Below are 24,379 nucleotides of genomic sequence, written 5' to 3'. Positions count from 1 at the left end.
ATACGATTAATTTAATCCTTGGGACCTTACCGTGCGATTTTTAAAAAGCAAGAAAAAATAAAGAATCATTGAAACAAGTACAGACAGACTTGCAATGATATAGATAAATCGGTATCCAAGCAGTTGAGCAATTTGCCCAAATACCATTGCTCCAACTCCAATCCCCAGGTCAAAAAAGGAGAAAAATGTTGCGTTTGCCATTCCTTTTCGATTCATTGGAGCTTGATCAACGGCCCATGCCTGCAATGCTGGCTGTACACTTCCGAAGCCTAAGCCGTAGAGAATTGCCGCTAGGAATAGAATAGTGGAATTTGGCAGCCAAGCCAAGAGAATCATTGCAGCTAAAATCATGATTTCCCCTGGAATGACAACAGCCTGATGCCCTCTTTTGTCATAGATTTTACCAGCAAACATTCTGGTTATTAATACACCTATAGCATACAGTAAAAAGTACCATTGAATTCCTGCAATATGCTTCTCTGCTGTATATAAAGGAAGGAAGGAGGCGATTCCTCCAAAGGTGGTGGTAATAAAAAATAAAAGGAACGACGGCTGTAACGCCGTTTTTTCGTAAAAATCAAACCTTCTATGTTCCGATTTGCTTGGTTTCTTTTCTGCCTTTTTATATTTAATTTGCGATGCCAGGATTAATGAAACTAACCCGCATCCTGCACAAATGAAGAAAAAGACAGGAAAAGAAAGTTTGGATGTTAAAATAAGACCAAGCGCAGGTCCGAATGCCATTGCAATATTTCCCGATAAACCAAAAAAGCCCATACCCTCTCCTCGTCTTTTTGGAGGAATTAAGTCGGTGGCAATCGTTCCAGATGCAGTGGTAGAATAACCCCAGCCTACACCTTGGACTACACGCATTACAAAAAGGAACAGGATACTCATAGCAAATGCATACGACCCAACCGACAAAACAAAGATAGTAAGTCCAAATATATAAACAAAGCCCCTTCCTCTTGATTCAAGGGCATGCCCTGCAAAAGGTCTGAGCAATAATGCAGAAAAAGTAAAGATTCCCACAACGAAACCAATCAATTGGTCATTGCCGCCCAGCTTTTCAACAAAAAGAGGAATCGTCGGCAATGTCATCTGGAAGCCCAGGAATATAAAAAAGTTAGCAAAGAGGATGAAGATGAAATCTCTCGTCCAAATTTTTTCCTTACCTATTTGGTCTTGATTTTTTTGTTCTTTATGTAATCGTTCTTCCATCTTACGCTGATTTCTCCTCTCCTTTATGAATTATTTTTATTACATCGCTAGAGTATTTTACCATACCTATTATATTTTAACCTCTTCTGAAATTGGTATTTCTACATAGGTTGCTTTTTAAAAATAAGTAAAACGCTTCTCCCTTGTGGTAAACGGTTCCGTTTCGAGCTGCCTTTCTTAAAAAACGTGCCGAAATGACAGCCGTATTGGCATCGTTATTGGTATATAAAAAAGTAAAACTCGCCATAGGAGTTGGCAAGTTTTACTTTTCTATATAAGACCTCACTTGCTTGTGATACGGTTCACCCTATCGTATCTAAATTAGATTTTTCTAAAGGAGATAATGGTGACTGTTTGGTTATAAATCTTTGACGTTTTCAAAGAATTGGCTCTTTTCTCGACTTCATCATAATCAATTGTTTGACGTTCAGCCGTATATTTTATTTAACCCATTTTTTCTGAAAGTCAGACATTTTCTCATACTCTTTTTCCAATGATCTTGAAACACGGATATAAATGTTGACAAGATCCTGATAAATTTCAATATTCTCGTCAATGGGCTCATGCTCAAAAGTAGAACCCACTAATTTAGACATGATTGAGAAGTCTCCAATTTCCCCGAGTGCATACATTCCCAATACCACGGCACCCAGACAAGAGCTTTCAAAACTCTCAGGTACAATCACTTTTTGGTTAAAAATATCTGCCATCATTTGGCGCCAAAGTTCCGACCTTGCAAATCCTCCTGTTGCTTGAATCTTCGTCGGTACGCCAATCATTTCTTGCAAGGCAAGAAAAACGGTATAAAGATTTAAGATTACTCCTTCTAATACAGCCCTAATCAGATGTTCCCGTTTGTGATGGAGTCCAAGACCGAAGAATGAACCTCTGGCGTTGGCATTCCAAAGCGGCGCCCGCTCTCCGGCAAGATAAGGATGGAAAATCAGGCCATCAGCACCAGGTGAGACACGGGAGGCGATTTTCGTCAATAATTCATATGGATCGACTCCGAGGCGCCTTGCTGTCTCCACTTCGGCAGAGGCAAGTTCATCCCGTATCCACCTAAAGGTCATGCCCCCATTATTGACAGGTCCGCCAATAACCCAATGCTTTTCTGTCAATGCATAACAGAAGATCCTGCCCCTAGGGTCCGTAACCGGTTTATCCGTAACTGTTCGAATTGCACCGCTTGTCCCAATCGTGACAGCGACAACACCGGGATCAATTGCATTAACCCCAAGGTTCGATAACACCCCGTCACTCGCTCCTACAACAAATGGTATTTCTGTTGAAATCCCCATTTCAACAGCATACTCTTCTTTTATTCCCTTTAAGTAAAAGGTGGTTGGAACGGGTTCAGATAGTTGTTCATTTGAGATCCCCGCTACCCTTAATGCTTCTTCGTCCCATGTCAGATTCTTCAAATTGAACATCCCCATCGCTGAGGCTATAGAGTGGTCGACTACATATTGGCCAAAGAATTTATGGAAAATATATTCCTTTATACCTATAAATCTACTAGCTCGATTGAACACATCAGGATGTTCTGTCCGTAGCCAGGCCATTTTCGCCAGTGGTGACATAGGATGGATAGGGGTCCCTGTCCTCCTATAGATTTCCAGTCCATTCATTTCATTTTTTATCTTCTCTGCCCATTCTGTAGCCCTGGTGTCAGCCCAAGTAATACATTGAGTTAGCGGTTTGCCGCTTTCATCAACAGCAATAACACTATGCATAGCTGAACTAAATGAGACAAGTGCGAGATCTCCAGATGTAATCCCGCCTTTTTGCATTGCAACTTTCATTGTTTCTACCACAGCAGCTACTATTTCGTCCGGATTTTGTTCTGCTACTGTAGGAGAGGGACTATTGAGCGAATATCCTACATGATGCATACTCACCACGGTTCCATCCTTTTTAAATAGAACCGCTTTTGTACTTGTTGTGCCAATATCTACTCCTAAATAGTGGCTCTGTCCCATTTAATCGCCTGCTTTCAGAGGTTTCCCTCATTTTCTATTACTATATAAAATCTAAAAACTTAGGTCTTCTCCATTAGTCGCTATCACTTTCTTGTACCAATCAAATGACTTTTTCTTTGTTCTTTTTAATGTTCCATTTCCTTCGTCGTCCATATCTACATGAATAAAGCCATAACGTTTTTTCATCTCTCCAGTTCCTGCTGAAACTAAATCAATGCAACCCCATGGTGTATAGCCCATTAAGTCAACACCATCTAAAGTAACCGCCTTTTTCATTTCTGCAATATGATCCCGAAAATATCGGATCCGATAATCATCCTCTACAGGACCATTTCCATCCGGTTTATCAATGCTTCCCATTCCGTTTTCAACTATAAAGAGAGGTTTTTGATAGCGGTCATAAAGTTCAGATAAGGTGTATCTTAACCCAATAGGGTCAATCGCCCAGCCCCACTCTGTTTTTTCTAGGAAGGGATTTACATCCCCCATTTGTCCCCCGGTATCGGTATTCTGAACGATTTCAGTATGATATACACTGCTGCGGTAATAACTAAAGGATAAAAAATCCGATGGATTCGCCTTGATTATTTCGTCATCCCCCGATTCTTTTTTTATTGTTACCCCCATCTCTTCAAAAAAGCGGCCGGAGTAAGATGGATAATATCCCCTCATCATAATATCTGAATAAAGCAAAGCTGCTCTTCGATAATCCAGAGCCCCAAATACATTTTCCGGCTTACAATCTTTCGGGTAAATGCAGCTTAACGCAACCATACAGCCAATCTTTGCATCTGGAATGATCTCATGACAAAGTTTATTGGCAAGGGCACTCGCAACAAACATATGATGCTTTGCTTGATAACGTACCTGTGCGGAAGCCTCTCTGGTTCCCATAAAAGCGTAACCATTTAATACATTAATTTCGTTAATAGTAATCCAATATTTTACCAAATCTCTATATCTCGCAAATACCTCTTTGCACATTCTTAAAAAACAATCAATCGTCTGACGGCCGCCCCAGCCATTATAATGTTCAGCCAAATAGGCAGGAGTTTCGAAATGATAGAGAGTAACTAATGGTTCGATATTATATTTTTTGCACTCTTTAAAAACATCTTCGTAAAATTTTAACCCTTCCTCATTCGGCTGTTCCCCTTCAATCCCACCTTTTGGGAAAATGCGGGACCAACTAAGCGATAGACGAAAACACTTCAAACCCATTTCTCCAAAAAGGGCAATATCTTCTTTGTAGTGGTGGTAAAAATCAACCGCTTTATGACTTGGATAATAAACAGTTTCATCAATATAGCCTGTTGCACCTTCTGGTATGGTATCAATTTTGGGATCCCCAACAGGACGTCGGTTTACCTTGGTTTTTGTGCCATCTGCTAACTTGATTGTAATTTTCCTTGGACGGTCAGCGGAACCATTTGTTATGAAATCGCTTGTTGCCAGACCTCTTCCGCCTTCACTGTATCCACCTTCATATTGGTTTGCAGCTGTAGCTCCACCCCATAAAAAATTTTCTGGGAATGTTTTTTTCATGAAATTTCATTCCTTTCTAATCTAATAAATCGTATATAATACACAGTTTATATTTCCTTTGATTAAAAAAAGCCCAAAGTAGGTTGGGCTTTTTTATAATGACAATAACCTTTTCAATTACATTTTTGATGACTTCCAACAAACCCCTTGAAATATAATTCAACCAATGCTGAATTTGCTTTATTAGCCATGCGTTTTGCCTGGTTTAGCTTTGCTTTAAGCTTTTTTGATCAGTTTGTGCAAATCGATGATCTCTCTAGCCAATTCTTTAAACGTCATGGAAGTCATCAAGTGGTCCTGTGCATGAACCATAATGAGTGGAAGATCAAATTCTGTTCCGCCTGCTTCCTTTTGAATTACATCGGTTTGAAAATGATGTGCTTCATTAAAAGCAGAATCTGATTCGGTAAGTTTTGCTTCTGCCTCATCAAACTTACCTTCTTTAGCTGCATAAATAGCTTCCATCGCAAAGCTTTTTGCATTCCCTGCATGAAGGATTAATTGAAATGCAAGATTGTATAGTTCTTCTTTATTCATCGTAAACAGCCTTTCATTGATTTTCTAGGAAATGTAAAGAGACTGGCACTAGCCAAACTAATTCTCGGTCATTTTCTTACACTATTAATTCTTTTTTTTCACCAACATTCATTTCATCTTCTTCTCTCTTCTTCGCTTTATCATAGATTTTGAAGAATGGAAGATAAATGACGAATGAAATCACAATGTTAACGATATTCATGACTGCACCTGAAATATGTCCGCCAGAAGCAAGATATCCTGAGATAATTGGCGGCATTGTCCAAGGTACTGCAATACCTACAGGTTTTGCAACCAATCCCATATCCATTCCAAGGAAAGTTACAATCACCGTAACGATTGATGTAAGGATGAATGGGATGATCATAATTGGATTTAACACGATTGGTAAACCAAAGATGACTGGCTCATTAATGTTAAAGATTCCAGGAGCCAATGCCAATCGACCAAGTTGTTTCATTTGTTGGGATTTAGCGAATAATACCATTGCAAGAACTAAACCAAATGTTACTCCCGTACCACCAATGTGGATGAAGTTATCAAAGAATTGTTGTGTAACAATGTGTGGTAGTGGTTGATGTGCTTGATAGGCTGTCATATTATCACCCATAGCCCCTACCCAAATTGGTTCCATTACACCTTTAACAATGTTTGTTCCGTGTAACCCGCATGCCCATAGGACCGTTACAAATAATTCAGCAACAATCGTTCCTCCAAGGGTAAGACCGACTAATTTTAGCGGTTCACCTAAGATCGTCATGAACATGTTGTTAATGCTTCCATATGGTGTTAATTCAACAAGTAGACGAATTACCCATACTACAAATATAACAAGAAATCCTGGAATTAAAGCTGCAAAGGATTTACCAACACTTGGCGGTACGCTTGATGGTAATTTAATAACAATATTCTTTTTGACAACCCAGCGGTATATTTCTGTTGCTAATATACCAATTAGCAACGCAATGAATAAACCTTTACTACTTAAGAAAGCTTTTGAAATCGCACCAGTTACCAAAATTCCTGCCTTAGCTCCCACTGGCATAAATTGAAAACTAAATGGTGTTGATAACATGAACGCTGCGACTGAAATAGTACCCGCACTCATTGCGTCAAGCTTATAGGTTTCTGCTAATCGATAAGCCACCGCGAAAGCAGCGATAAGTGACATGATATTGAAAGTTGCATCAACAGGATAGCTTAATTTTGCAGCCCAGTTTGGGCCAAAAATAGACGTCATCCAATCTGCGTAACCTGGAATTGGCAAGTTTGCTAGTATCATGAAAAATGAACCAATAACAATGAATGGCATAGTCGCTATGATACCATCACGAAGAGCCAATAAGTGTCTTTGAGCACCAATTTTTGCTGCAACAGGCATTACTTTCTCTTCTAGAAAGCCGTTGAATTTACTCATTATCTTTTTCCCCTTTTTTTATTTGTTATTTACTAGATTGATAGCTGATTTTAAAACTTCTGGACCATTACACATACCGTAGTGGACTGGATTGATCATTTCCACTGGAATACCTTTCTCTTCACCTAACTTTTTCATATTTGAAAGTAGAAATCTTACCTGCGGTCCTAAAAGAACGACATCAGCATTGTCAATGTGTTGATTGACTGTATTGGCTGGAACAGCCCAGATTTTTCCTTCTACACCTTGCTCTTTTGCGGCTTTTTCCATTTTTGTCACCAACAAACTTGTACTCATCCCTGCTGCACAACATAATAAAATATTCATCGATCTATTCCTCCTATTAACAATAAATGTTATTTTTTAAAAATAATTAGCCAATAATCTAAATGATTTATTTTGGCAACCTTTTTAAAAGTGTAATCATCACTTCATATTTACATCGTATATTGAAAACGCTTCATTTTGGAGAAAGGATTTTTCCGTTACGCAACGGAAATAAGTTTGGGAACAAATAGTTAGGTAAATGAATTATTCTCTGATAGTATTCCCGGAACGTAAAAGAGGGTATCCATTTTGGAATACCCTCATCCATTTAAAATCTTAATCATTTCTTCAGCTGTTTCGCTCTTTAGTAGTTTTTTGACCGTTGCACTGTTTTCAATTAAAGCAATAAGCCTTTGATACATTCTTTCCAGATCATCCTCAGGTACTTTTCTTATATTTAACAAACAGATAAATTGAACCAAATGTTTATCAGTCCATTCAACGGGCTTCTTTAACGTGCACATAGTCCAAAATGTTTCCTCTGTTACCGGTGAAAGTGGATGGGGGATGGCCACGAGATTACCAAAGCTAGTTGGAGCGAGCGCCTCCCTTTCCAACACTAAATTTACGTAATCCTTTGAAACAAGCTTTTGTTTAAATAATTCTTCACATAAAAAACGGATAACGCTTTCTTTATCCTCAAAGTCCTTATGAATAAAAACTCTTGATTCATCTAAATAGCTATGTTCCTCATTCTTTTTTACAGGTGATAAACCTTCCCTGATATTTTCAATATCTTCTTCTCCTAAAAATGTGTTGACCACTTGTACTGGAACGCCTATTTCTTCTTTTATTGGAATTGTACTAATAATAAAATCAATAGAAGATAGGTCGTATTCTTTTAACTGATAATAATTAGTTGAAGTCACGATCTCCATTTCATCTTTAAATACATTTTTCAGACGGTAAAACAATAGCCTTGCACTCCCAACACCAGAAGCACACACCACAATCACCCGTTTTGGCTTTTTCTTTATTGTCTTTATTCTTTCTAATGCTACGCCTATATGTAAAGCTATATAAGCAATTTCGTGTTCTCCTACTTCAACCTCCAAATATTCTTCTATGCACTTGCTCGCAATAGCAGCTCCTTCAAAGGCACTAGGGTATTTCCTTTTAATATCGTTTAATAATGGATTGCGAATGTTCATGTTATAGCGCAACCGATTCATTGCTGGCCGAATATGCAAAGTCATCGCTTGAATGAATTCTTGGTCCCCATGAAAATCCCAATTTAATTCGGATTTCAATCTTTCCATCATGCATTGAATGATGTTGTTTACTTCATCAAATTCACTAAATTCTTTCAATGTACTCTTGTGTATTAATTTTGTCCCCAGTAAATGGACAATAATATAATTGGTTTCAGATTGGGGGAATTTTAAGCCGATAAGCACCTCAACTCTTTTTACAATTTCATTCGCAACTATTCTTTCAAAGGGGTATTTTCCTGTTAAATCATGCTCGAGGTTCTCAATGACAAAGCCTTCCTCGATTCTCTTACATCCAATTGTAATATGCGTCGCCAAATTTTCGAGTGCAATGTCTGATATCTCAACTTTGTATTCGTTCACTTTTTTTATGATGATTTCTTTAATCTTTTCAAACAGTTTTTTATCCAAAACTTGAAAGGAATTACTTTCAATAATTAAGTTGCTATTACGACTTAAAATATAATTTGATAAACATAGCCGTTTCATATATTCTTCGCCTTCAACTTGCGTACCATAATGGGGTCTAGTAACTAACTTCAATTTATAACTTTCCAATATTTCACGGACAATTTTTAAGTCATTTTGAACCTTGGGTTTGGAAACGAATAGCTCCTCCTCAAGACTTTCTATTTTGATTGGTTCCTTTTCTAATAAAAATCGTTTTAATATATACAAGACCCGATTTTCCTGTTCGGAAAAATCAGATTTACTTTTATCTATCGCTTCATTCAAATTAGAACTATACTCCTTTTCAAACACTTCATAATCCTTTATTTCTAATAGATAACCTTTTCCTCGAACCGACTCAATGATGACTCCTAAAGAAGAGCATTGTGATTGAAGCTCTTTAATCTCGTTGCGAATGGTTCTATCGCTGACCCCAAGTTCTCTTGCCATCCATTCCGCTGTAACAGGTTCTTTTGCATTCATTAAGGACAAGATGATGTCTTTTTGTCGTTTCGAAACCACTTTTCTATCCTCCCTTTTTATGCACTTTTCATAATTGATTTATCCTGCTTTATTTTTTCTTCACAAGGGAAGTTCCGTAAAGGTCAAGGGGACTTTTTAGTTATTACCCCCAGACAAATGAAATAATATACAAAGCCAAAAACTCTTAAACAAATGATAGAATCTTGACTCTCTTTTTTAATTGTACAATACTTATTGTCCATCATAATAATGATGTCAATTGCTTTGTTAAAGTTAATGAAGTTTCTTAGAGACCTTGATAAAAAAAGAAAAAGACGTATGCCAATTCCATACGTCAATTCTTGTGTTTTTTAATTAAGAAAGCGCCCGAAAATGTAAATCTTTATCCTTGTGGAGAAACGTTTTGTTGGTTTTAGGCTTGGATTAGGCGTGCTAGTGTTTGGATTTGTCCTAAATGCATGGCTTCATGAAAAATGCCAAAGGCGGCAAGTTCGCCGAAGGTATCGCATCCTAAAAAAGGTTTTTCTAATTTTTCAGCGAGTTGGCTTGGAGGAATTTTGGTGACTCGCTCGAATTGCTCCTCTAACTGCTTGACTAAAACGGAATAGGATGGAACATCATCGGTCCAATCCTGAGGCTTCGTGCCACCGCCAAAGAATTCTTTATAGTTTGCGGGAATGTTCGTTGATTTTGTTGGATAGCCAAAGAAGAATTGTTCTGCAACCGTTAAGACGTGACCAACCTGCCAATGAATATTGTTATTAAATCCTTTAGGTTGAATTTCTACGATTTCAGGATTAAGGTCTTGGACCCTTTTAATGAATCTGCTCCTTGCCATATCAAACTGCTTATAGAATACTTCACTCATATTTCGGCCCCCTAAAAATATTTTAGTTAAGATTAATTTTAGTATTAACGACCAGGTTAAATCAACTTTTTAATTCGATGATTTCGCTTTTCTTGTTTAGGAAATCCTATTTTTAAAAGGAGGTTTTGAGTATGGCCCGAAGAAGAAGGATCCTTGTACCGGAGGCAAGAAGTCAGTTAGATCAGTTGAAAGCCAAGGTTGTGAATTCCCCAAATCCTGAACAAGCAAAATTTGAAGCAGCAGAAGAGGTCGGCGTTCCACTTAAGCAGGGCTATAACGGTCGGCTTACATCACATGAAGCAGGAAAAGTCGGCGGCCGTTTAGGTGGAAGTATGGTACGCGAACTGGTGAAAATGGCGCAGGAAAATCTAAAAAGCAACAGCAGGGACCAGTAAATTTTCTGGCCCCCATCAGATAGTCGATTTACAGGTTCGGACACAACTGCGGTAATTTTGTTTACTTCTGTCCGAAGATGACCTTACTTCGGACAGACCTTTGATAATTTTGCTTTCCTCTGTCCGAATACGCCCTGACTTCGGACAGAGTCGGGCCAATTTTACACTCTTATGTCCGAAGATCAGATTACAAACTAAATACTTTTCCTACAATCAGTCAGGGACCAGTATAAACAGACCCCTGACTTTTTAGTCGAAATTTATCACAAAAATAAATTTGACAATTTTGTGGCAATTGTTAGAATATTCTGTATAAGGAGGGGTTATAATGTTGCATAAAAAACATACTTATGATTTGTACATTTTTAAGAAAACTACCTATCTCGGGATGTGCATCGGGTTAGCAATTTTTTTATTCAGTATTTTTGAAAGCGGCTTTAACAACAATTTTATTCTTTCCTTTATCGGATTAGGCATTATGGTCGCTTCGATGTTCACCTTTGGGTTTGGAATGTGCATGAATCTTATGGATGAAACTGCAGATAAAAGTAAAGGGAATAATACATCCCCCTCCAGTGAAAACCTATATTACTTTTTAGAAAAGCGGAGTTATTTTTATTAAACTCATAAAAAGAGGATAACCAGCGAAGGTTATCCTCTTTTGTTAAAACTGTGGCTGAACTTTCTTTTTAAACCTTGTCAGGAAGAATGTTAGCGTTAAAACTAAGAAACCAATAAAGAAAATTGATTCAAAGCCGATGTTTCTCCACATAAAGTTAAAGTCACCTGTTGAAATAATTGCACGGAAGCCTGCAACAGCGTAAGTCATAGGCATGAAATGATTTATCGTCTGTAAAAGGCTTGGTGACAATTCAATTGGATATGTGCCTGCACTACTTGTTAGCTGCAACACTAAAATAATGATGGCTAAGAAGCGGCCGGGATTCTCCAAGACAGTCACCAGGAACTGAATGATTGCGAAAAATGTCCAGCTTGTAAAAATGCTCAACATAATAAAAAACGGAACACTTTTTACTTCTAATCCTAATACTTTTAACAGAATAACATCGGCCAGAAGTGCTTGAGCCAATCCAACTATCAGAATAACCCCCAATTTTCCTGCAAACCAGCCAAAGCTGCTTTTTGGTTCCCCAGCAGGTACAAACATTGGAAAAATAACGGAAAGAACCAGAGCACCGACAAATAAGCTCAATGATAAGAAGTATGGAGCAAATCCTGTTCCATAATCAGGGACCTGGTTAAGACGTGATGTTTTTAGGCTGACTGGTTTTGAGAACATATCATAAACGCTATTGTTGGCTTTAACACCACTTGCATCCTTAGCCCCGCTTTGCAGCTGATCCTTTAATTCCATTGAACCTGCTGACAACTTATTGACTCCACTCTCTAAATCGCTTGACCCATTAGCAAGCTGACTCGTTCCACTTTGAAATTGTGCAGAACCTGCTGCCAATTGATTTAATCCAGAAGTTAAGCTGCTGCTTCCACTTGTGATCCCGCTAAAGCCATTCATCGCTAAACCAATCTTGTCATTTAACGTTGATAGGCCTGTTGTAAGCTTAGTCTGTCCCACTGCAAGATCTTTTGCACCACTAGCTAGTTGATTAATGCCACCAGCTAACTGGTCCTGACCTGCATTCAATTGGCTAGCACCTGCGGAAAGTTTTTCAGAGGACTGCTCTAATACATCTGCAGTTCCTGATAATTTCCCTACGCCATCTGCTACAGCTTTACTTCCTGTAGTAAGCCTGTCTAATGTTTTTTGTAAAGCTTCAAGTTGTGCCTTTTGAGTTTCATCTGTTGTAGCTGCAGCCATTTGGCTTACTTGATCAGCCGTTTGCTGTAAACCTTGGTTTAAGCTTTCTGCCCCGCTCTTCGTCACAGCAGCACCTTGCTTCCATTGCTCCATTCCCGAAGTGAGCTGAGCTGTACCATCTGTCAGCTGTTTTGACCCGTTTTGTAGGTCAGGCATTTTGGCTTCTGCATCGGCAAGTCCATTGGATAGCTGCGTTGCACCTTCTTTTGACTTCTGTGCCCCTGTTAGCAACTCGGAAGTGCCATCTTTCATTTGTCCTAGGCCAGTCCCAAATTGATTGAGTCCATCTTGAAGCTGTTTTGACCCTGTTTGTGCTGACACCGTACCTTCTGAAAAGGCAACTGATTTCGTTGCGAGTGTTTTTAAGTTTTCCTCCAGTTTTTTTGCACCTGAATCAACTTGAACTGTTCCATCGTTCAAACTTGCTGCACCGTCACCGGCTTTTGCCAAGCCATTCGCAACATCCTTTATGTTTTGTAACATAGACTTAGCATAGGTTTTGGTCACCGAACTCGAGACCTCTTCTTTTATCTTTTCAATTGCGGAATCCCCAATTTTGGAGGATAGGTAATTATATCCTTCATTTGGTGTGTAGATAAGCGTTAATTTCTTAGGGTTTTCACTTTGCAATGTTGTAGCATCTTCGGAAAAATCCTTTGGAATTTCTATCTTTATATAGTAGTTTTGATTTTTGAGACCCTTATCCGCTTCTTTTTCACTTACAAATTTCCATTGAAAGCTTTCCTTTTTCTTCAGCTCTTTTACTAAGTCCTTGCCAATTTCCAGTTTTGAGCCATCATAGACGGCTCCTTGGTCATTATTTACTACTGCAACCGGCAATCGGTCGAGATGACCGTAAGGATCCCAAAAAGCCCAAAGGTATGTGCCGCTGTATAATAACGGAACTGTCATTACCCCAATAACCGCAATGAGAAGTTTACGATTATGGAGAATTCCTAATAGTTCATTTTTAAGTGATGTAAAAATCCCCATTTTTATTCCCCTCTCATGTTTAACTTTAGACGAAAACCAACCTGACCGCTTTCCTCATTTGGTCATTTTTAATCAAAAAAGAATCATCATTCCGATAATCCTTTTAATAAAAAAATCTTCATGACATCGGCGATCTGCTCTGAATTTAAAGGCTCGTGCTTTCGTTCCCAATCTGAAACAAGTGAAATATATAATTTCAACAGTAGGAAACTGGTAAGCTCTGTATTAGTGGGAGGAATCGCTCCCTTTGCAACAGCAATATCCATTTTTTTCTTAAGGTAGCCAATAATCTCCTCTTCCACATGTACTAACATTTCTGAAACAGCAAGTGTCCCCATTTCCTTTTCTTCTTGGACCAGTTTAATCATTAATTGGTGCTTAGAACGGAATTCCAACAATCGATACAGGGCATGGTGTACATTCTCAGCAAACGGTAACCCCGGCACAATGACTGCTTCCGCTTCAGCAATCATTTCCTTCACTAAGGAAGATACAATTTCGTTAAATAATTCTTCTTTATTTTTAAAGAATGTATAGATGGTTCCTTTGCCAACATTAGCGAGCCGCGCAACTTGGTCCATAGTGGTTGCCTTATAACCAAATAACGAAAAGGATTTTGCCGCTGCCTCGATGATCATCCCCCGTCGATCCACAAAAACTCCTCCTAATTGACCAATTTAGTTTTTTGGTCACTTGAAACATAAATTAATATATCATAATTGTTTTTCCTGTTCAACAGCTTTATTCCATTGAAAAATGCGATTCTCAAAAATAGGAATCGCATTTTCATGGTATTTTATTTTACTTTCTCTGCCCAGCCAATAAAATTATTCATCACCGAGTCTAAAAATTGAATCGTTGGTTCGTGTGTTAATTCCCCTGATGCATCTAATTTTTCATTAATATTTCCGATAAATACTTCATTTCCAGGTAAGGTCAAGGCCCCTATTCCTGGAGAATTTAATATTTGACGAAGATGGACCTGTGCACGGACAGTTCCTAGTACCCCGGTGTTGCTCCCACAATCATAACAGGTTTTTCCACCATTACTTTATCCACACGTGAAAACCAATCAAGCGCATTTTTTAAAAAACCAGGAATGGAATGATTGTATTCTGGTGTAGCAATCAAAATGGCATCACTTTGGAGAACCTTAGTTTTGATTTCGGTTACGATGGACGGAGGTGTTAACTCATCGTTCTGGTTATACATAGGCAGCTTTTCAATTGGCAAAAGTTCAATTTCTGCCTGATCCTTGTACCTTTTTTGAATAAATAAGGTTAGTTTTTTATTAAAAGATTCTTTGCGGTTACTACCGACAATCGCTACTATTTTCATTAGAAAATCCCCTTCATCATTTACTTTTATATTTACTTTTTAAAGTTTAGGGGAATTTCATTCATGATTGCAATTATTTCGACTTACTAAATTTATTTTTAGATAATAAGCAGGATGGTTCCTTATTTGAATAGAGACAATATAACTATAATTATTTTTCTGCCAGATTGTTCAGAAAGGATGAGTACTGTTGAAAATCGACCGTGTTTGTACAATTGGGCCAGCTAGCAGCAGCAAGGATATTCTGCCAAAATTAATCTCAAATGGCATGAATATCATTCGCCTAAATATGTCCCATGGGACACATGAAAGTCATAAGGAAATTATAGAATTAGTCCGTTCCATTGACCGCTCTGTTAAAATCTTAGGAGACCTTCAAGGTCCTAAAATCAGACTGGGCGAAATAGAGGAGAAAGAAATCAATCTCCAAAAAGGAGCTGCATTTACACTTTCCGTAAAACCCATGAAAGGAAATCAAAATGAAGCATCTGTTGATTATTCAGGGCTGAGTCGGGATGTAAAAGCAGGAAGCCAAATTCTAATAAATGACGGTCAAGTAGTGTTGACTGTTGAAAATGTTGATTCTGATAAAATACAAACGACCGTGAAAACCGAAGGGCCGATTTCCTCTCATAAAGGAGTAAATGTTCCAGGCACTGAGGTTCACTTGCCTGCAATAACAGAAAAAGATAAAAAGGATATTGAATTTCTATTAGAAGAAAAAGTAGATTATATGGCTTGTTCATTCATCCGAAAACCTAACCATTTAAAAGAAATTCATGCCTATATTAAGGAGCGGTCTTCTCATTCTCCTAGCATTATTGCCAAGGTTGAAACAGTTGAAGCAATTACAAACTTCCCAGCCATTTGTCAGGAGGCAAATGGAATTATGATTGCCAGAGGAGACCTTGGTGTTGAAGTGCCCTACCATTGGATTCCATTATTACAAAAAGCGATGATTCATGAGTGCAGGCGAACAAATACATATGTAATCGTCGCAACACAGATGTTGCAATCCATGGTTGAAAGTGCGATTCCAACTCGTGCGGAGGTAACCGATGTTTTTCAAGCTGTACTTGATGGGGCAAATGCAGTTATGCTCTCTGCAGAAAGTGCAGCTGGTCAGCATCCGATAGAAAGTGTTGAAACCCTTACACGTGTTTCCGATTTTGCTGAAAAAATGAAACAGGAAGAGCCATTTGATTTTGCGGATATTTTGCATTTAATTAGCGGCCACCATTAGTCTCTATATTCAAAAATTTTATTAATCAAACGTTTGATTAATAAAAAACCGAGGATCATACCATTGGTACGAATCCTCGGTTCAAACAGTCATTGCAATTTTTTGATCATGTTGTACCAAACTACCCCGCCATGCTGGGAATCTGACATACCAGCATTCAAGTAACCAGCTCTTTCATAAAAGGAAATTAATTCCTCTTTGCAAGTAAGTGTAATGGACATACGTTCTTTTAATCTTGCCTCGTTTTTTAAATGAGCAAGCAGCATGGACGCTATACCTTCCCCTTGATAACCAGGCTTCACCGCTAATCCTAATATACTTTGATGACCGCCAGAAGCTGGATTCTCTTTTATTTCATCAAATAAATCATCGGTTATAAATTCATTTTCAATAACAGGTCCATTGACTAAACCTTTAATCACGCCTTCTTCTTCAGCTACAAAAAAACTATCCGAAATAAATTGGATCCGCTTTTTAAACGCTTCTTCTGTCGCAGCCTCTTCTTTTGTAAAGCAAGAATTTTCTATAGATGCGAGTTCAGGCAAATCGGCCAATTGAACATTTCTTATTTTCAACACGCATAACTCCCCCAAATTCTAATAAAGAACAGCGCAAAATATTCATTTTAATCGTTTAATATCTGAAACAACTCTTCAAGTGTTTGGATTTGATAGGTTGGCTGGATTTCCGTGTTGTTTGGCTTCACTTTTGGATTGAACCAGCAAGTATCAAGTCCTGCTAACATGCCACCTTTGATATCAGAACTTAAGGAATCACCAATAATTAATCCATGTTCCAAAGAAAAATTAGGAATTCGTGCGAAGACATAATCAAAATATTCCTTCATTGGTTTCTGGTAACCTGTGTCCTCCGAAACAAAAACATCTTTAAAGAATGGATGTAAACCTGAATCACGTAAACGTCTGTCCTGCGTTTTTGAAACACCATTCGTAACAATGTATAGGTCATACTTTTTTTGCAGTTCGTTCATTAACTCCAAAGCACCATTAACAAGCTGGTGACCCTCTTCTAAATACATACGATAGTTCTCTTCCAATAAAACTCCATCAACCTCTTTGTCGTACTCCTTAAAAAGGAGCGAAAATCTGGTATTAAGTAATTCATCACGTTCGATTTTTCCCTCTTCGTGAGCTCGCCAAAGTCCTTGATTGATTTCTTTATAATGGGCTTCGAGTTCAGCCGTTAAATTAATCTTTTGTTCCCTAAATAATAATCTTAACGCAAGGCTTTCCGCTGCGCCAAAATCCAACAGTGTATCATCTGCATCAAAAAATAAAGTCTTGTACTTTTTCAATGTAATCCTTCACTTTCTTACGAGTATTAAAGTTTTATAACTAAATTATAGATGAAGATACGATATTTTTGGTGTTAAACTGATTACATCCACTAACTTCCAAAAAGTTAATTGAAATACATGGAGGAATGATTGTGTTAAATATTTATATTACCCGGCACGGGGAAACCCAATGGAATAGTGAGAACCGATTACAAGGCTGGAAGGATTCAGAACTAACGGATAACGGAAAAAGAAATGCTGTGGCGTTGGGGGAAAGATTGTATCAAATCAATTTTAATACCATCTACACCAGCCCGATTGATAGAGCAGTAAAAACCGCCAGTCTCGTTTGTTCGGATAGAAATATACCTATTCTATTTGAGGACGGTCTAAAGGAAATTAATTTAGGCGATTGGGAAGGCAAAGTGAAAGAAGAAATCGAACAGACCTCCAAGCAGGAGTTCTTTAACTTTTGGAATGCTCCGCACCTGTATAACCATGAGATGCATAATGGCGAAAGCTTCGCAGCTTTAAAAAGTCGTGTAGAAAATGTAATAAACAGAATTATTGCTGACAACAAGGAAGGGAATATATTGATCGTTACTCACGGTGTTACTATTAGAGCAATTTTGTCTTATTTAATGAATATTCCTACCGAAAAATGGTGGGAGGGCCCTTTTATCGAAGGTACTAGTCTTACATTGGCTCAATATGACGAAGGTACCTTTCAAGTAAAGATGATTGGTGACACTCTCCATATAAAAAAGACAACATCGGTTTAATCAAACGTTTGATTAAAAAAGAGGGGTGCAGTTTTCATACTGCACACCCTCTGTTTCTAATAATCCTTATTCAGCTTCCTTAGATGATACGATCATTCCGATTGCTGCACCGCCTAATATCAATACGAATAATAACCGAACAACGAACGTGAAGAAAGTTTCGTATGCTGACTCACTGTAACCGAATAATGCCGCCTAGCTTGAACACATCTACAAGTGATTGAGATTGTATTTTTGGCTAAGGGATATCCCTTAACTTAACAAAGTTTTTGATAAAGCTCAGGTCTGCGGTCGGCTAGATAGTTAAATTCAGCCGGAGAACCATGGAACTTTTCGATTGGCAAATCAATTACTTGTACCACTTCATTTTCTAAACCCGCATCTGCAATGATTAAACCATCCGGTCCAATAGCAGCACTTTGTCCACGATACTCAAACCATTTATTTGCCCCAAGTCGATTACAATACACGACAAAAATCTGATTTTCCAACGCCCTCATTTGAATCGACAATCGGTGGATATATTCGTATGGAGCCATATTAGCAGAATTAACGATCAATAGATTTACTCCCTGTAATGCCAACGCTCTGGCAGGTTCCGGAAGTTCAATATCGTAACAAGTAAGCAGCCCAATCCTGAAATCTTCCTGCTCCACAACCGTCCAATCATCACCACGATTAAAGAGCTGTTTTTCATCACCAAACAAGTGCGTTTTACGGTAATACCCCAGAGCCTCGCCGTTGTGATCAATCAAACAGGTCGTAATATAGATTTCCCCTCCAGCGCCTAGTTCCAAAAAAGAATAGACAACTGAAATGGGATGCTCTTTTATCATCGTTTGAATCTGTTTAAAAGATTGGCCGTCACGAATCTCGGCCAATGCCTTTATTTCGTCTTTTTCCACAAGGCCCGTAAGCATTAATTCGGGAAATACAATTATTTTCACACTCTTTTCACAGGCTTCCTTTATGGCGTCTTTCATTTTTTTCAGATTTGCATTTTTATCACCATCAACAATGGCCAGCTGGGCAATGGCAATTTTAGTGTCCCTCATGATTGTATCGTCCTCCCACTTAAGAAGAGACCCCAAACCAAATGGAGCCTCTGCCTTTATAAAGAAATTATGCTGATTCTTCTTCCAAACCGTCAAATTTCATTTCTGGCGGTTGGCGTTTAAACATTCTAGTCAAAACAAGTAAATAAACAAAACCGGCCACAGCCCAGCTTCCCCCTAAAATTAACGCATTGCGGTCGAGATTGACTAATAGCCATAAGTCAAACAGAGTCCCAATCAGCGGGAAGACTAAGTAGAAAACATTGGCTTTGGAGCCTCGATGCTTGCCTTTTACATAGAAGTGAGAAATAACCGAAACGTTCACTAACGTAAACGCAATAAAGGCACCAAAGTTAATAAAAGAAGTAGAGGTCGATACGCTCAGCCTTAAGGCAAGCATCCCAATAACCGCGACGAGCAGAATATTGAGAACAGGCGTTTTAAATTTTGGATGAAGATAACCAAAGAACTTCTTTGGAAGTACTGAATCGCGGCCCATTGCATACAGAAGCCTTGATGCACTTGCCTGGGCTGAAATTCCCGATGCAAACTGGGCAATAATAATACCAGCAAGGAAAATTGCACTAAACAAATTGCCGCCAATCTGCTTGGCAATTTCAAAACCAGCAGAATCGACACTTTTATATTGAAAGCCTGGATGGACCAAATGGGTAAAATAGGAGGAAGCAATAAAGATAACCCCGCCAATTACAGTTGTTAAAATAATAGCTCTTGGAATATTTTTTTCCGGCTTGAATGCCTCTTCCGTAAACGTTGTAATTGCATCAAATCCCAAGAATGAATAACAGGCAATAGAAGCACCAGCAAGTACAAATGAAAAGGAAGTACCGTTGTGTACAAACGGGTTGACAGAAAGCAGACTACCACTTCCATGTCCCGTTAACACAGTCTTAACATCTAAAATGATAAACAGTGCAATGACGAGGAATTGGAAGACCATCATGAGAAAGTTTACTTTTGTTCCTAATTTAATCCCTAATATATTAATTCCTGTTGTGATTACTATAAATAATAACACCCAAAGCCATTGCGGCACTTGCGGAAATGCAGCATTAAAATAGGCGGCCCCAATCAGCCAAATGGCCATTGGAATAAATACATAATCCAATAGGGTTGCCCAGCCGACCATAAATCCCAAATGGGGATTCAGTGATTTCCGTGTATAGGTATATGCTGAACCTGCAACTGGAAATGCTCTTACCATCTGTGTATAGCTCAAAGCGGTAAAAAACATGGCAACTAATGCGACAAGATAGGCACTCGCCTCAGTTGCATGTGTTTCTGTAGAAATTGTGCCATAAATTCCAAATACGATCATTGGCGCCAAATAGGCCAGTCCAAATAAAACCAGGTGTGGCAATGTAAGTGAACGTTCTAACTTAACTTCCCGATTGTTCATAATAGATCCCCCTTGTGAATAAAAAAAATAACCATAATGATACCGCTTACATATCTGTGTAAGTCGTGAAGCTATTACATGAATCTTTCACAGTTTGTTCAATATGTCTTTTAAATTCAAATAGTCCGAATTTTTAGCTCGTAATTTCCCAATCTGTGCCCTTTTCCCCCTTGTTCAGTTCATTCCTCCCTCGGAAATACTTACTTTTTACATAAAAGAATAAAGCATTTAATCTAGTAAAATATTTTAATGCAAGTTTCGTGCCAACTTGTTATTATGAGAGGAAATGCAGGTTTTCTAAAGTTCATCAAGACAAGTTCATTCATAATTGAATAACGATTATTCAATTATGAATGAACGGTAATGTACCTTTAAGAATTACCCAGCTTCAATGAACGGGACGACGGCAGATTTTAGCCGACATCCCTTACTTAGGGCGCTTTTCCCTTTTCTAGTCCATCCCAATAATCTGGCGGAGGTTGTTGTAGTGCCTGCTGATCGTCGGCTGGCTTACCTCCAGGACTTCAGCCACTTTTGTCAGTGTCTTGTATTTTTTTAACGCCATCCGAATTAACTGCTGTTCCGTATATTGAATGGCCTGATTTAGCGGAACAATTGAATGGACCTCAACCGGCCTTTGCTGCACTTTCCGTGTTTCTAAAATGGATGCAAGGTCATTAGCGGTTATCACCTGATTTCTTGAAACCACCATCGCTCGTTCAATAATATTTTGCAATTGCCTTATATTACCCGGCCATGGATAGGAGCGGAGTATTTCCAAGGCATCCTCGGAAAAGTGCTTTTTCGTGGAAAACTGTTTGTTATAATACTCAAGAAAATGATACACAAGTGGTTCAATATCCTCCGTCCGCTCACTGAGCGACGGTACAAATAACGGAATGACATGAATCCGGTAAAATAAATCTTCACGAAATGATCCATCAGCGACCATTTCCTCCAGGTTTTTATTTGTTGCGGTGATCACTCGGATATTAATCGGAATTGCTCTTGAACCGCCAACTTTCAAAATTTCCCGTTCCTGGAGTGCCCTCAGCAGCTTTACTTGCAAATTCAGCGGCATCTCGCCAATTTCATCAAGAAATAATGTCCCCTCATTGGCTAATTCAAATAACCCTTTTTTCCCCTGGCTGAGTGCTCCGGTAAAGGCACCATTCTCATAGCCAAACAACTCGCTTTCCAATAAACTTTCTGGAATGGAACCGCAATTTATTTTGATAAATGGCTTCTCAGCCCGAGCACTCAGCTGGTGAATCGCAAAGGAAATTAATTCCTTTCCGACGCCGGAATCCCCGTAAATCGTCACAGTTGAATCAACCTTTGCCACCTGTTCAACGGAAAACATTAATTCCTTCATCCGCTCTGACTGATAAATGATCGTTTTGTCTTTCCCCTGGTGTACCTTTTTTAAGATATCAACTTCTTTCCGATATTGCTCTTTCAGGTTTTGCGCTTCCTCAAGCTGTTCTTCCAATTTGGTCACTTCGGTAATATCCCGGGAGGCAATCACAATTCGCTCCAGCTCTTGCTTTTTGTTAAAAATAGGATTGCCGACAGCCAATATCCTCCGCCCAAAACGGTTATACTGGACAATCGAAGTTTTCTTTTTTTCCTCGATCACTTTTCTAGACACAGATGGTTTAAACCAGCCCTTTTTCTCAAGTTCCAGAATATTTTCACCAATCACTGATGAAGGTTCGACCCCCCAGAGATTGTGGATGCTTCGGTTGGAAACCCTGAGGATCGTTCCATTCGCATCGACAACAAGGACTTCATCATAAATCGAATCAACAATGGCTTCCAAATCTGTCGTTATGGCCCTTACATCTTCAGAATAGGCTTGTTTGAGGAAATTGATTTCTACAGACTTCCGATCAAGCCATCCTGCAATCATGCCTTTTGCATCGACCACAATCAAATAAGCGTAGTCCGTGGATAGCGAATCAGGAATCTCCTTTTCTTGTAAAAGAATAAAATCAGTCCTATAGTCTACTGCTTGGTTTAGTTTCCCAGCCTGCATCAGAAGTGATTGGCTGTCACAAATACCGACAATCCTATCTCCTGCCTTTACAATTAGGATTTGCCCTTGCACTTGAATCACACGCTCGATTGCATCCTTTACAACCGTGATTTCATCAATGACGACGAAGGTTTTATGAAGGTTTAAAGGCATTTCTCCCACTCCCATATTTAAAAAGTCGACTTTTTCTCTCATTTATTTTTATTATAGAAAAATATTAATATCTTTTAATTATCATATAACGATATATAAGCGATTTAAAGTTTGAATTTTTACAATATCGTTTATTTTCCCTTTATTCCGTATATACCATTGTAAAGAAATGCTTCTCAGTTGCGTTGCGAAAGTATTATTTTAATATTTTCGGCCTGGTAATGTACGTGAATTAGAAAATTCAATTGAGCGATTGTTCAGTTTTGTCCTGAAATTTTTTAATGAAAAACTCGGTATAGCCGCTCAACGGCCTCCGATATGTTTTCTTCTTTTAAATTAGCAAATCCAATAACCAAATCCTTTTGATTTGATTCGTCCACATCCTTTTTTAACATAAAACGTCTCAAGGTATAAATCTCCAGCTTTTGCTTGGCAACCAGTTCTTCGATTTCCTGATAGCTTATATCGGTTTGAAAGTGAGCGAGAAAATGAAGGCCGGCGGGTATGTCTGGAATCCGAATCCGATCCTGGAACCGATTTGTAAGTTCCTTGATTAAGATTTTTCTTTTTGATTCATATTTATGATTCATCATTTTTACATGCTTTGCATATTCACCGCTCTTAATAAAATAATGTAAGCTATATAACATGGTAGAATTTCCACTCTGCATCGAATCAGCATGAACACTAAGATACTCTCTTAATAGTTCGGGTGGCAGCACCATATAACTGATCCGTAATCCTGGCAGCATCGTTTTGGAAAAGGTCCCCATATAAATGACACGGTGGTTCCGATCTAAACTTTGTAAAGACGGAATACTTCCTGTTTCATATTTAAATTCACTATCGTAATCATCCTCGATAATATATCTATCATCACCCTGCGCTGCCCAATTCAAAAGCTCGATTCGCCTTGATATCGGCATGATTCTTCCAGTGGGAAATTGGTGTGAGGGTGTAACATACACAAAATTAGCCCTGGAAGCTTTAATTTCCTCCATATTAATTCCCTGTTCATCTAAAGAAATGGGCAGCACTTCAAATTTCATCTTTCTCACTAAATTATGAATTCTTGCATATCCGGGGTTTTCCATGGCAAATACAGTGCCATATGTTTGCAGCATCATTAGCTGCTGCACTAATAGTTGGGTTCCTGCACTGATAACTATTTGTTCCGGCTCACATACAACGCCCCGCGTAAAACCGATCATTTGGCAAATCGTTTTCCGTAAAATATAGGGACCTTGGGGATGCATCATATCCGATAAATTACTTTGATAGGATTCGATCGCTGTTTGCTCACACTTCAACCATTTCTTGAACGGAAAAGTGGAGATATCCGAGGTCATATGTGACAAGGAAAGCCACCCATTTTTGTCCGTAAATGTTTCTTTTAAATCACTTGGTAGATTATTGTGTGTTAGGTTATTGTTTTCAATAAACTTGGTAATCGTCTCTACGAAGTACCCTTTTCTTTCAATCGTATATATATACCCCTCAGCAAGCAGCTGTTCATAGGCATTGGTAACCGAATTTAAACTAATATCCAATTGTTCAGCTAGTATTCTTTTTGAAGGTAATTTCTCATTCGCTTTGAGCTGCCCTTCCAAGATAATTTCTTTTAATCTCTCATAAAGCTGATGGTAAAGAAAGTTGGCGTCTTTGTTCTTATCAATTGTTAATAGCATGATCAACCACCCTCAGTAATCTGGTACCATAATTTTTCGATTATTGGTACTATTCATTATATCAGAATATGACATAATGAATAAAAATAAAACTATACA

21 protein-coding genes and 1 pseudogene are annotated in these 24,379 nt (G+C 38.5%); 5 read left to right on the top strand and 17 right to left on the bottom strand.

The window, feature by feature from the left end; translation table 11 throughout:
• Positions 1-6: 6 nt before the first annotated feature.
• The 8 genes from RCG17_RS14325 to RCG17_RS14290 all read right to left on the bottom strand — a co-directional run bounded on the left by RCG17_RS14325 (position 7) and on the right by RCG17_RS14290 (position 10,041).
• Positions 7-1,248 (bottom strand): MFS transporter, encoded by a 1,242-nt coding sequence (locus tag RCG17_RS14325; protein WP_308175848.1) that lies wholly within the window; start codon positions 1,246-1,248, stop codon positions 7-9.
• Positions 1,249-1,661: 413 nt separating this feature from the next.
• Positions 1,662-3,203 carry a gluconokinase gene (gntK, locus tag RCG17_RS14320; RefSeq protein ID WP_308170887.1) on the bottom strand — a complete coding sequence of 514 codons (1,542 nt, stop codon included), beginning with the start codon at positions 3,201-3,203 and terminating at the stop codon, positions 1,662-1,664.
• A 51-nt stretch (positions 3,204-3,254) separates the two neighbouring features.
• Positions 3,255-4,748, bottom strand: a complete 1,494-nt coding sequence (locus tag RCG17_RS14315) for a family 1 glycosylhydrolase (RefSeq protein ID WP_308170886.1) — start codon at positions 4,746-4,748, stop codon at positions 3,255-3,257.
• A gap of 216 nt (positions 4,749-4,964) precedes the next feature.
• Positions 4,965-5,285: a PTS lactose/cellobiose transporter subunit IIA gene (locus tag RCG17_RS14310; protein ID WP_308170885.1), complete on the bottom strand. Its 321-nt coding sequence runs from the start codon at positions 5,283-5,285 to the stop codon at positions 4,965-4,967.
• Positions 5,286-5,361: 76 nt separating this feature from the next.
• Positions 5,362-6,702 (bottom strand): PTS cellobiose transporter subunit IIC, encoded by a 1,341-nt coding sequence (gene celB, locus RCG17_RS14305; protein ID WP_308170884.1) that lies wholly within the window; start codon positions 6,700-6,702, stop codon positions 5,362-5,364.
• Between the two features lie 18 nt (positions 6,703-6,720).
• Positions 6,721-7,029, bottom strand: a complete 309-nt coding sequence (locus RCG17_RS14300; protein WP_308170883.1) for a PTS sugar transporter subunit IIB — start codon at positions 7,027-7,029, stop codon at positions 6,721-6,723.
• A 260-nt stretch (positions 7,030-7,289) separates the two neighbouring features.
• Positions 7,290-9,212: a BglG family transcription antiterminator gene (locus tag RCG17_RS14295; RefSeq protein WP_308175727.1), complete on the bottom strand. Its 1,923-nt coding sequence runs from the start codon at positions 9,210-9,212 to the stop codon at positions 7,290-7,292.
• 373 nt (positions 9,213-9,585) lie between these two features.
• Positions 9,586-10,041 carry a DinB family protein gene (locus tag RCG17_RS14290; protein ID WP_308175726.1) on the bottom strand — a complete coding sequence of 152 codons (456 nt, stop codon included), beginning with the start codon at positions 10,039-10,041 and terminating at the stop codon, positions 9,586-9,588.
• Positions 10,042-10,172: 131 nt separating this feature from the next.
• On the opposite strand from RCG17_RS14290, the gene RCG17_RS14285 reads away from it, so the two are divergent.
• Complete coding sequence (locus tag RCG17_RS14285; protein WP_308175725.1) at positions 10,173-10,436, top strand: alpha/beta-type small acid-soluble spore protein; 264 nt, start codon at positions 10,173-10,175, stop codon at positions 10,434-10,436.
• Between the two features lie 328 nt (positions 10,437-10,764).
• A complete protein-coding gene (locus RCG17_RS14280) occupies positions 10,765-11,058 on the top strand; it encodes a hypothetical protein (protein ID WP_308175724.1) in 294 nt (97 codons plus the stop codon).
• 42 nt (positions 11,059-11,100) lie between these two features.
• Here RCG17_RS14280 and RCG17_RS14275 read toward each other — a convergent pair whose 3' ends face one another.
• The 3 genes and pseudogenes from RCG17_RS14275 to RCG17_RS28350 all read right to left on the bottom strand — a co-directional run bounded on the left by RCG17_RS14275 (position 11,101) and on the right by RCG17_RS28350 (position 14,604).
• Positions 11,101-13,266, bottom strand: coding sequence for a YhgE/Pip domain-containing protein (locus RCG17_RS14275; protein WP_308175723.1), 2,166 nt, complete (start codon positions 13,264-13,266; stop codon positions 11,101-11,103).
• Between the two features lie 86 nt (positions 13,267-13,352).
• Complete coding sequence (locus tag RCG17_RS14270; RefSeq protein ID WP_308175847.1) at positions 13,353-13,904, bottom strand: TetR/AcrR family transcriptional regulator; 552 nt, start codon at positions 13,902-13,904, stop codon at positions 13,353-13,355.
• Between the two features lie 158 nt (positions 13,905-14,062).
• Positions 14,063-14,604: pseudogene (locus RCG17_RS28350) on the bottom strand (NADPH-dependent FMN reductase).
• Between the two features lie 190 nt (positions 14,605-14,794).
• Here RCG17_RS28350 and RCG17_RS14255 point away from each other — a divergent pair.
• Positions 14,795-15,847, top strand: a complete 1,053-nt coding sequence (locus RCG17_RS14255; RefSeq protein WP_308175720.1) for a pyruvate kinase — start codon at positions 14,795-14,797, stop codon at positions 15,845-15,847.
• 89 nt (positions 15,848-15,936) lie between these two features.
• On the opposite strand, the gene RCG17_RS14250 is transcribed toward RCG17_RS14255, so the two are convergent.
• Entirely contained in the window at positions 15,937-16,425 is a 489-nt protein-coding gene (locus RCG17_RS14250; protein WP_308175719.1) for a GNAT family N-acetyltransferase, read from the bottom strand.
• Between the two features lie 47 nt (positions 16,426-16,472).
• A complete protein-coding gene (locus RCG17_RS14245; protein WP_308175718.1) occupies positions 16,473-17,162 on the bottom strand; it encodes a YjjG family noncanonical pyrimidine nucleotidase in 690 nt (229 codons plus the stop codon).
• A gap of 134 nt (positions 17,163-17,296) precedes the next feature.
• On the opposite strand from RCG17_RS14245, the gene RCG17_RS14240 reads away from it, so the two are divergent.
• Complete coding sequence (locus RCG17_RS14240) at positions 17,297-17,926, top strand: histidine phosphatase family protein (RefSeq protein WP_308175717.1); 630 nt, start codon at positions 17,297-17,299, stop codon at positions 17,924-17,926.
• Positions 17,927-17,951: 25 nt separating this feature from the next.
• On the top strand, positions 17,952-18,107 hold the full coding sequence (locus RCG17_RS14235; RefSeq protein ID WP_308175716.1) for a hypothetical protein: 156 nt from the start codon (positions 17,952-17,954) through the stop codon (positions 18,105-18,107).
• A gap of 76 nt (positions 18,108-18,183) precedes the next feature.
• Here RCG17_RS14235 and RCG17_RS14230 read toward each other — a convergent pair whose 3' ends face one another.
• From RCG17_RS14230 to RCG17_RS14215, 4 genes are all read right to left on the bottom strand, one after another.
• On the bottom strand, positions 18,184-18,981 hold the full coding sequence (locus RCG17_RS14230; protein WP_308175715.1) for a carbon-nitrogen hydrolase family protein: 798 nt from the start codon (positions 18,979-18,981) through the stop codon (positions 18,184-18,186).
• Positions 18,982-19,048: 67 nt separating this feature from the next.
• On the bottom strand, positions 19,049-20,401 hold the full coding sequence (locus RCG17_RS14225) for an APC family permease (RefSeq protein WP_308175714.1): 1,353 nt from the start codon (positions 20,399-20,401) through the stop codon (positions 19,049-19,051).
• A gap of 451 nt (positions 20,402-20,852) precedes the next feature.
• A complete protein-coding gene (locus RCG17_RS14220) occupies positions 20,853-22,592 on the bottom strand; it encodes a sigma-54 interaction domain-containing protein (protein ID WP_308175713.1) in 1,740 nt (579 codons plus the stop codon).
• Between the two features lie 278 nt (positions 22,593-22,870).
• A complete protein-coding gene (locus RCG17_RS14215) occupies positions 22,871-24,280 on the bottom strand; it encodes a MocR-like transcriptional regulator GabR (RefSeq protein WP_308175712.1) in 1,410 nt (469 codons plus the stop codon).
• Between the last annotated feature and the right edge of the window lie 99 nt (positions 24,281-24,379).

Source organism: Neobacillus sp. PS3-12, assembly GCF_030915385.1.
In the GTDB taxonomy this organism is placed as follows: domain Bacteria; phylum Bacillota; class Bacilli; order Bacillales; family Cytobacillaceae; genus JAEVLT01.
This window is presented reverse-complemented; position numbering and strand designations above follow the sequence as displayed.

Bases quoted from the DNA above. Each gene is read 5' to 3' on its own strand.
- RCG17_RS14220 (WP_308175713.1), bottom strand. From the start codon at position 22,592: ATGCCTTTAAACCTTCATAAAACCTTCGTCGTCATTGATGAAATCACG.
- RCG17_RS14315 (WP_308170886.1), bottom strand. From the start codon at position 4,748: ATGAAAAAAACATTCCCAGAAAATTTTTTATGGGGTGGAGCTACAGCT.
- RCG17_RS14310 (WP_308170885.1), bottom strand. From the start codon at position 5,285: ATGAATAAAGAAGAACTATACAATCTTGCATTTCAATTAATCCTTCAT.
- RCG17_RS14280 (WP_308175724.1), top strand. From the start codon at position 10,765: ATGTTGCATAAAAAACATACTTATGATTTGTACATTTTTAAGAAAACT.
- RCG17_RS14285 (WP_308175725.1), top strand. From the start codon at position 10,173: ATGGCCCGAAGAAGAAGGATCCTTGTACCGGAGGCAAGAAGTCAGTTA.
- RCG17_RS14225 (WP_308175714.1), bottom strand. From the start codon at position 20,401: ATGAACAATCGGGAAGTTAAGTTAGAACGTTCACTTACATTGCCACAC.
- RCG17_RS14270 (WP_308175847.1), bottom strand. From the start codon at position 13,904: ATGATCATCGAGGCAGCGGCAAAATCCTTTTCGTTATTTGGTTATAAG.
- gntK (WP_308170887.1), bottom strand. From the start codon at position 3,203: ATGGGACAGAGCCACTATTTAGGAGTAGATATTGGCACAACAAGTACA.
- celB (WP_308170884.1), bottom strand. From the start codon at position 6,702: ATGAGTAAATTCAACGGCTTTCTAGAAGAGAAAGTAATGCCTGTTGCA.
- RCG17_RS14230 (WP_308175715.1), bottom strand. From the start codon at position 18,981: ATGAGGGACACTAAAATTGCCATTGCCCAGCTGGCCATTGTTGATGGT.
- RCG17_RS14275 (WP_308175723.1), bottom strand. From the start codon at position 13,266: ATGGGGATTTTTACATCACTTAAAAATGAACTATTAGGAATTCTCCAT.
- RCG17_RS14300 (WP_308170883.1), bottom strand. From the start codon at position 7,029: ATGAATATTTTATTATGTTGTGCAGCAGGGATGAGTACAAGTTTGTTG.
- RCG17_RS14215 (WP_308175712.1), bottom strand. From the start codon at position 24,280: ATGCTATTAACAATTGATAAGAACAAAGACGCCAACTTTCTTTACCAT.
- RCG17_RS14290 (WP_308175726.1), bottom strand. From the start codon at position 10,041: ATGAGTGAAGTATTCTATAAGCAGTTTGATATGGCAAGGAGCAGATTC.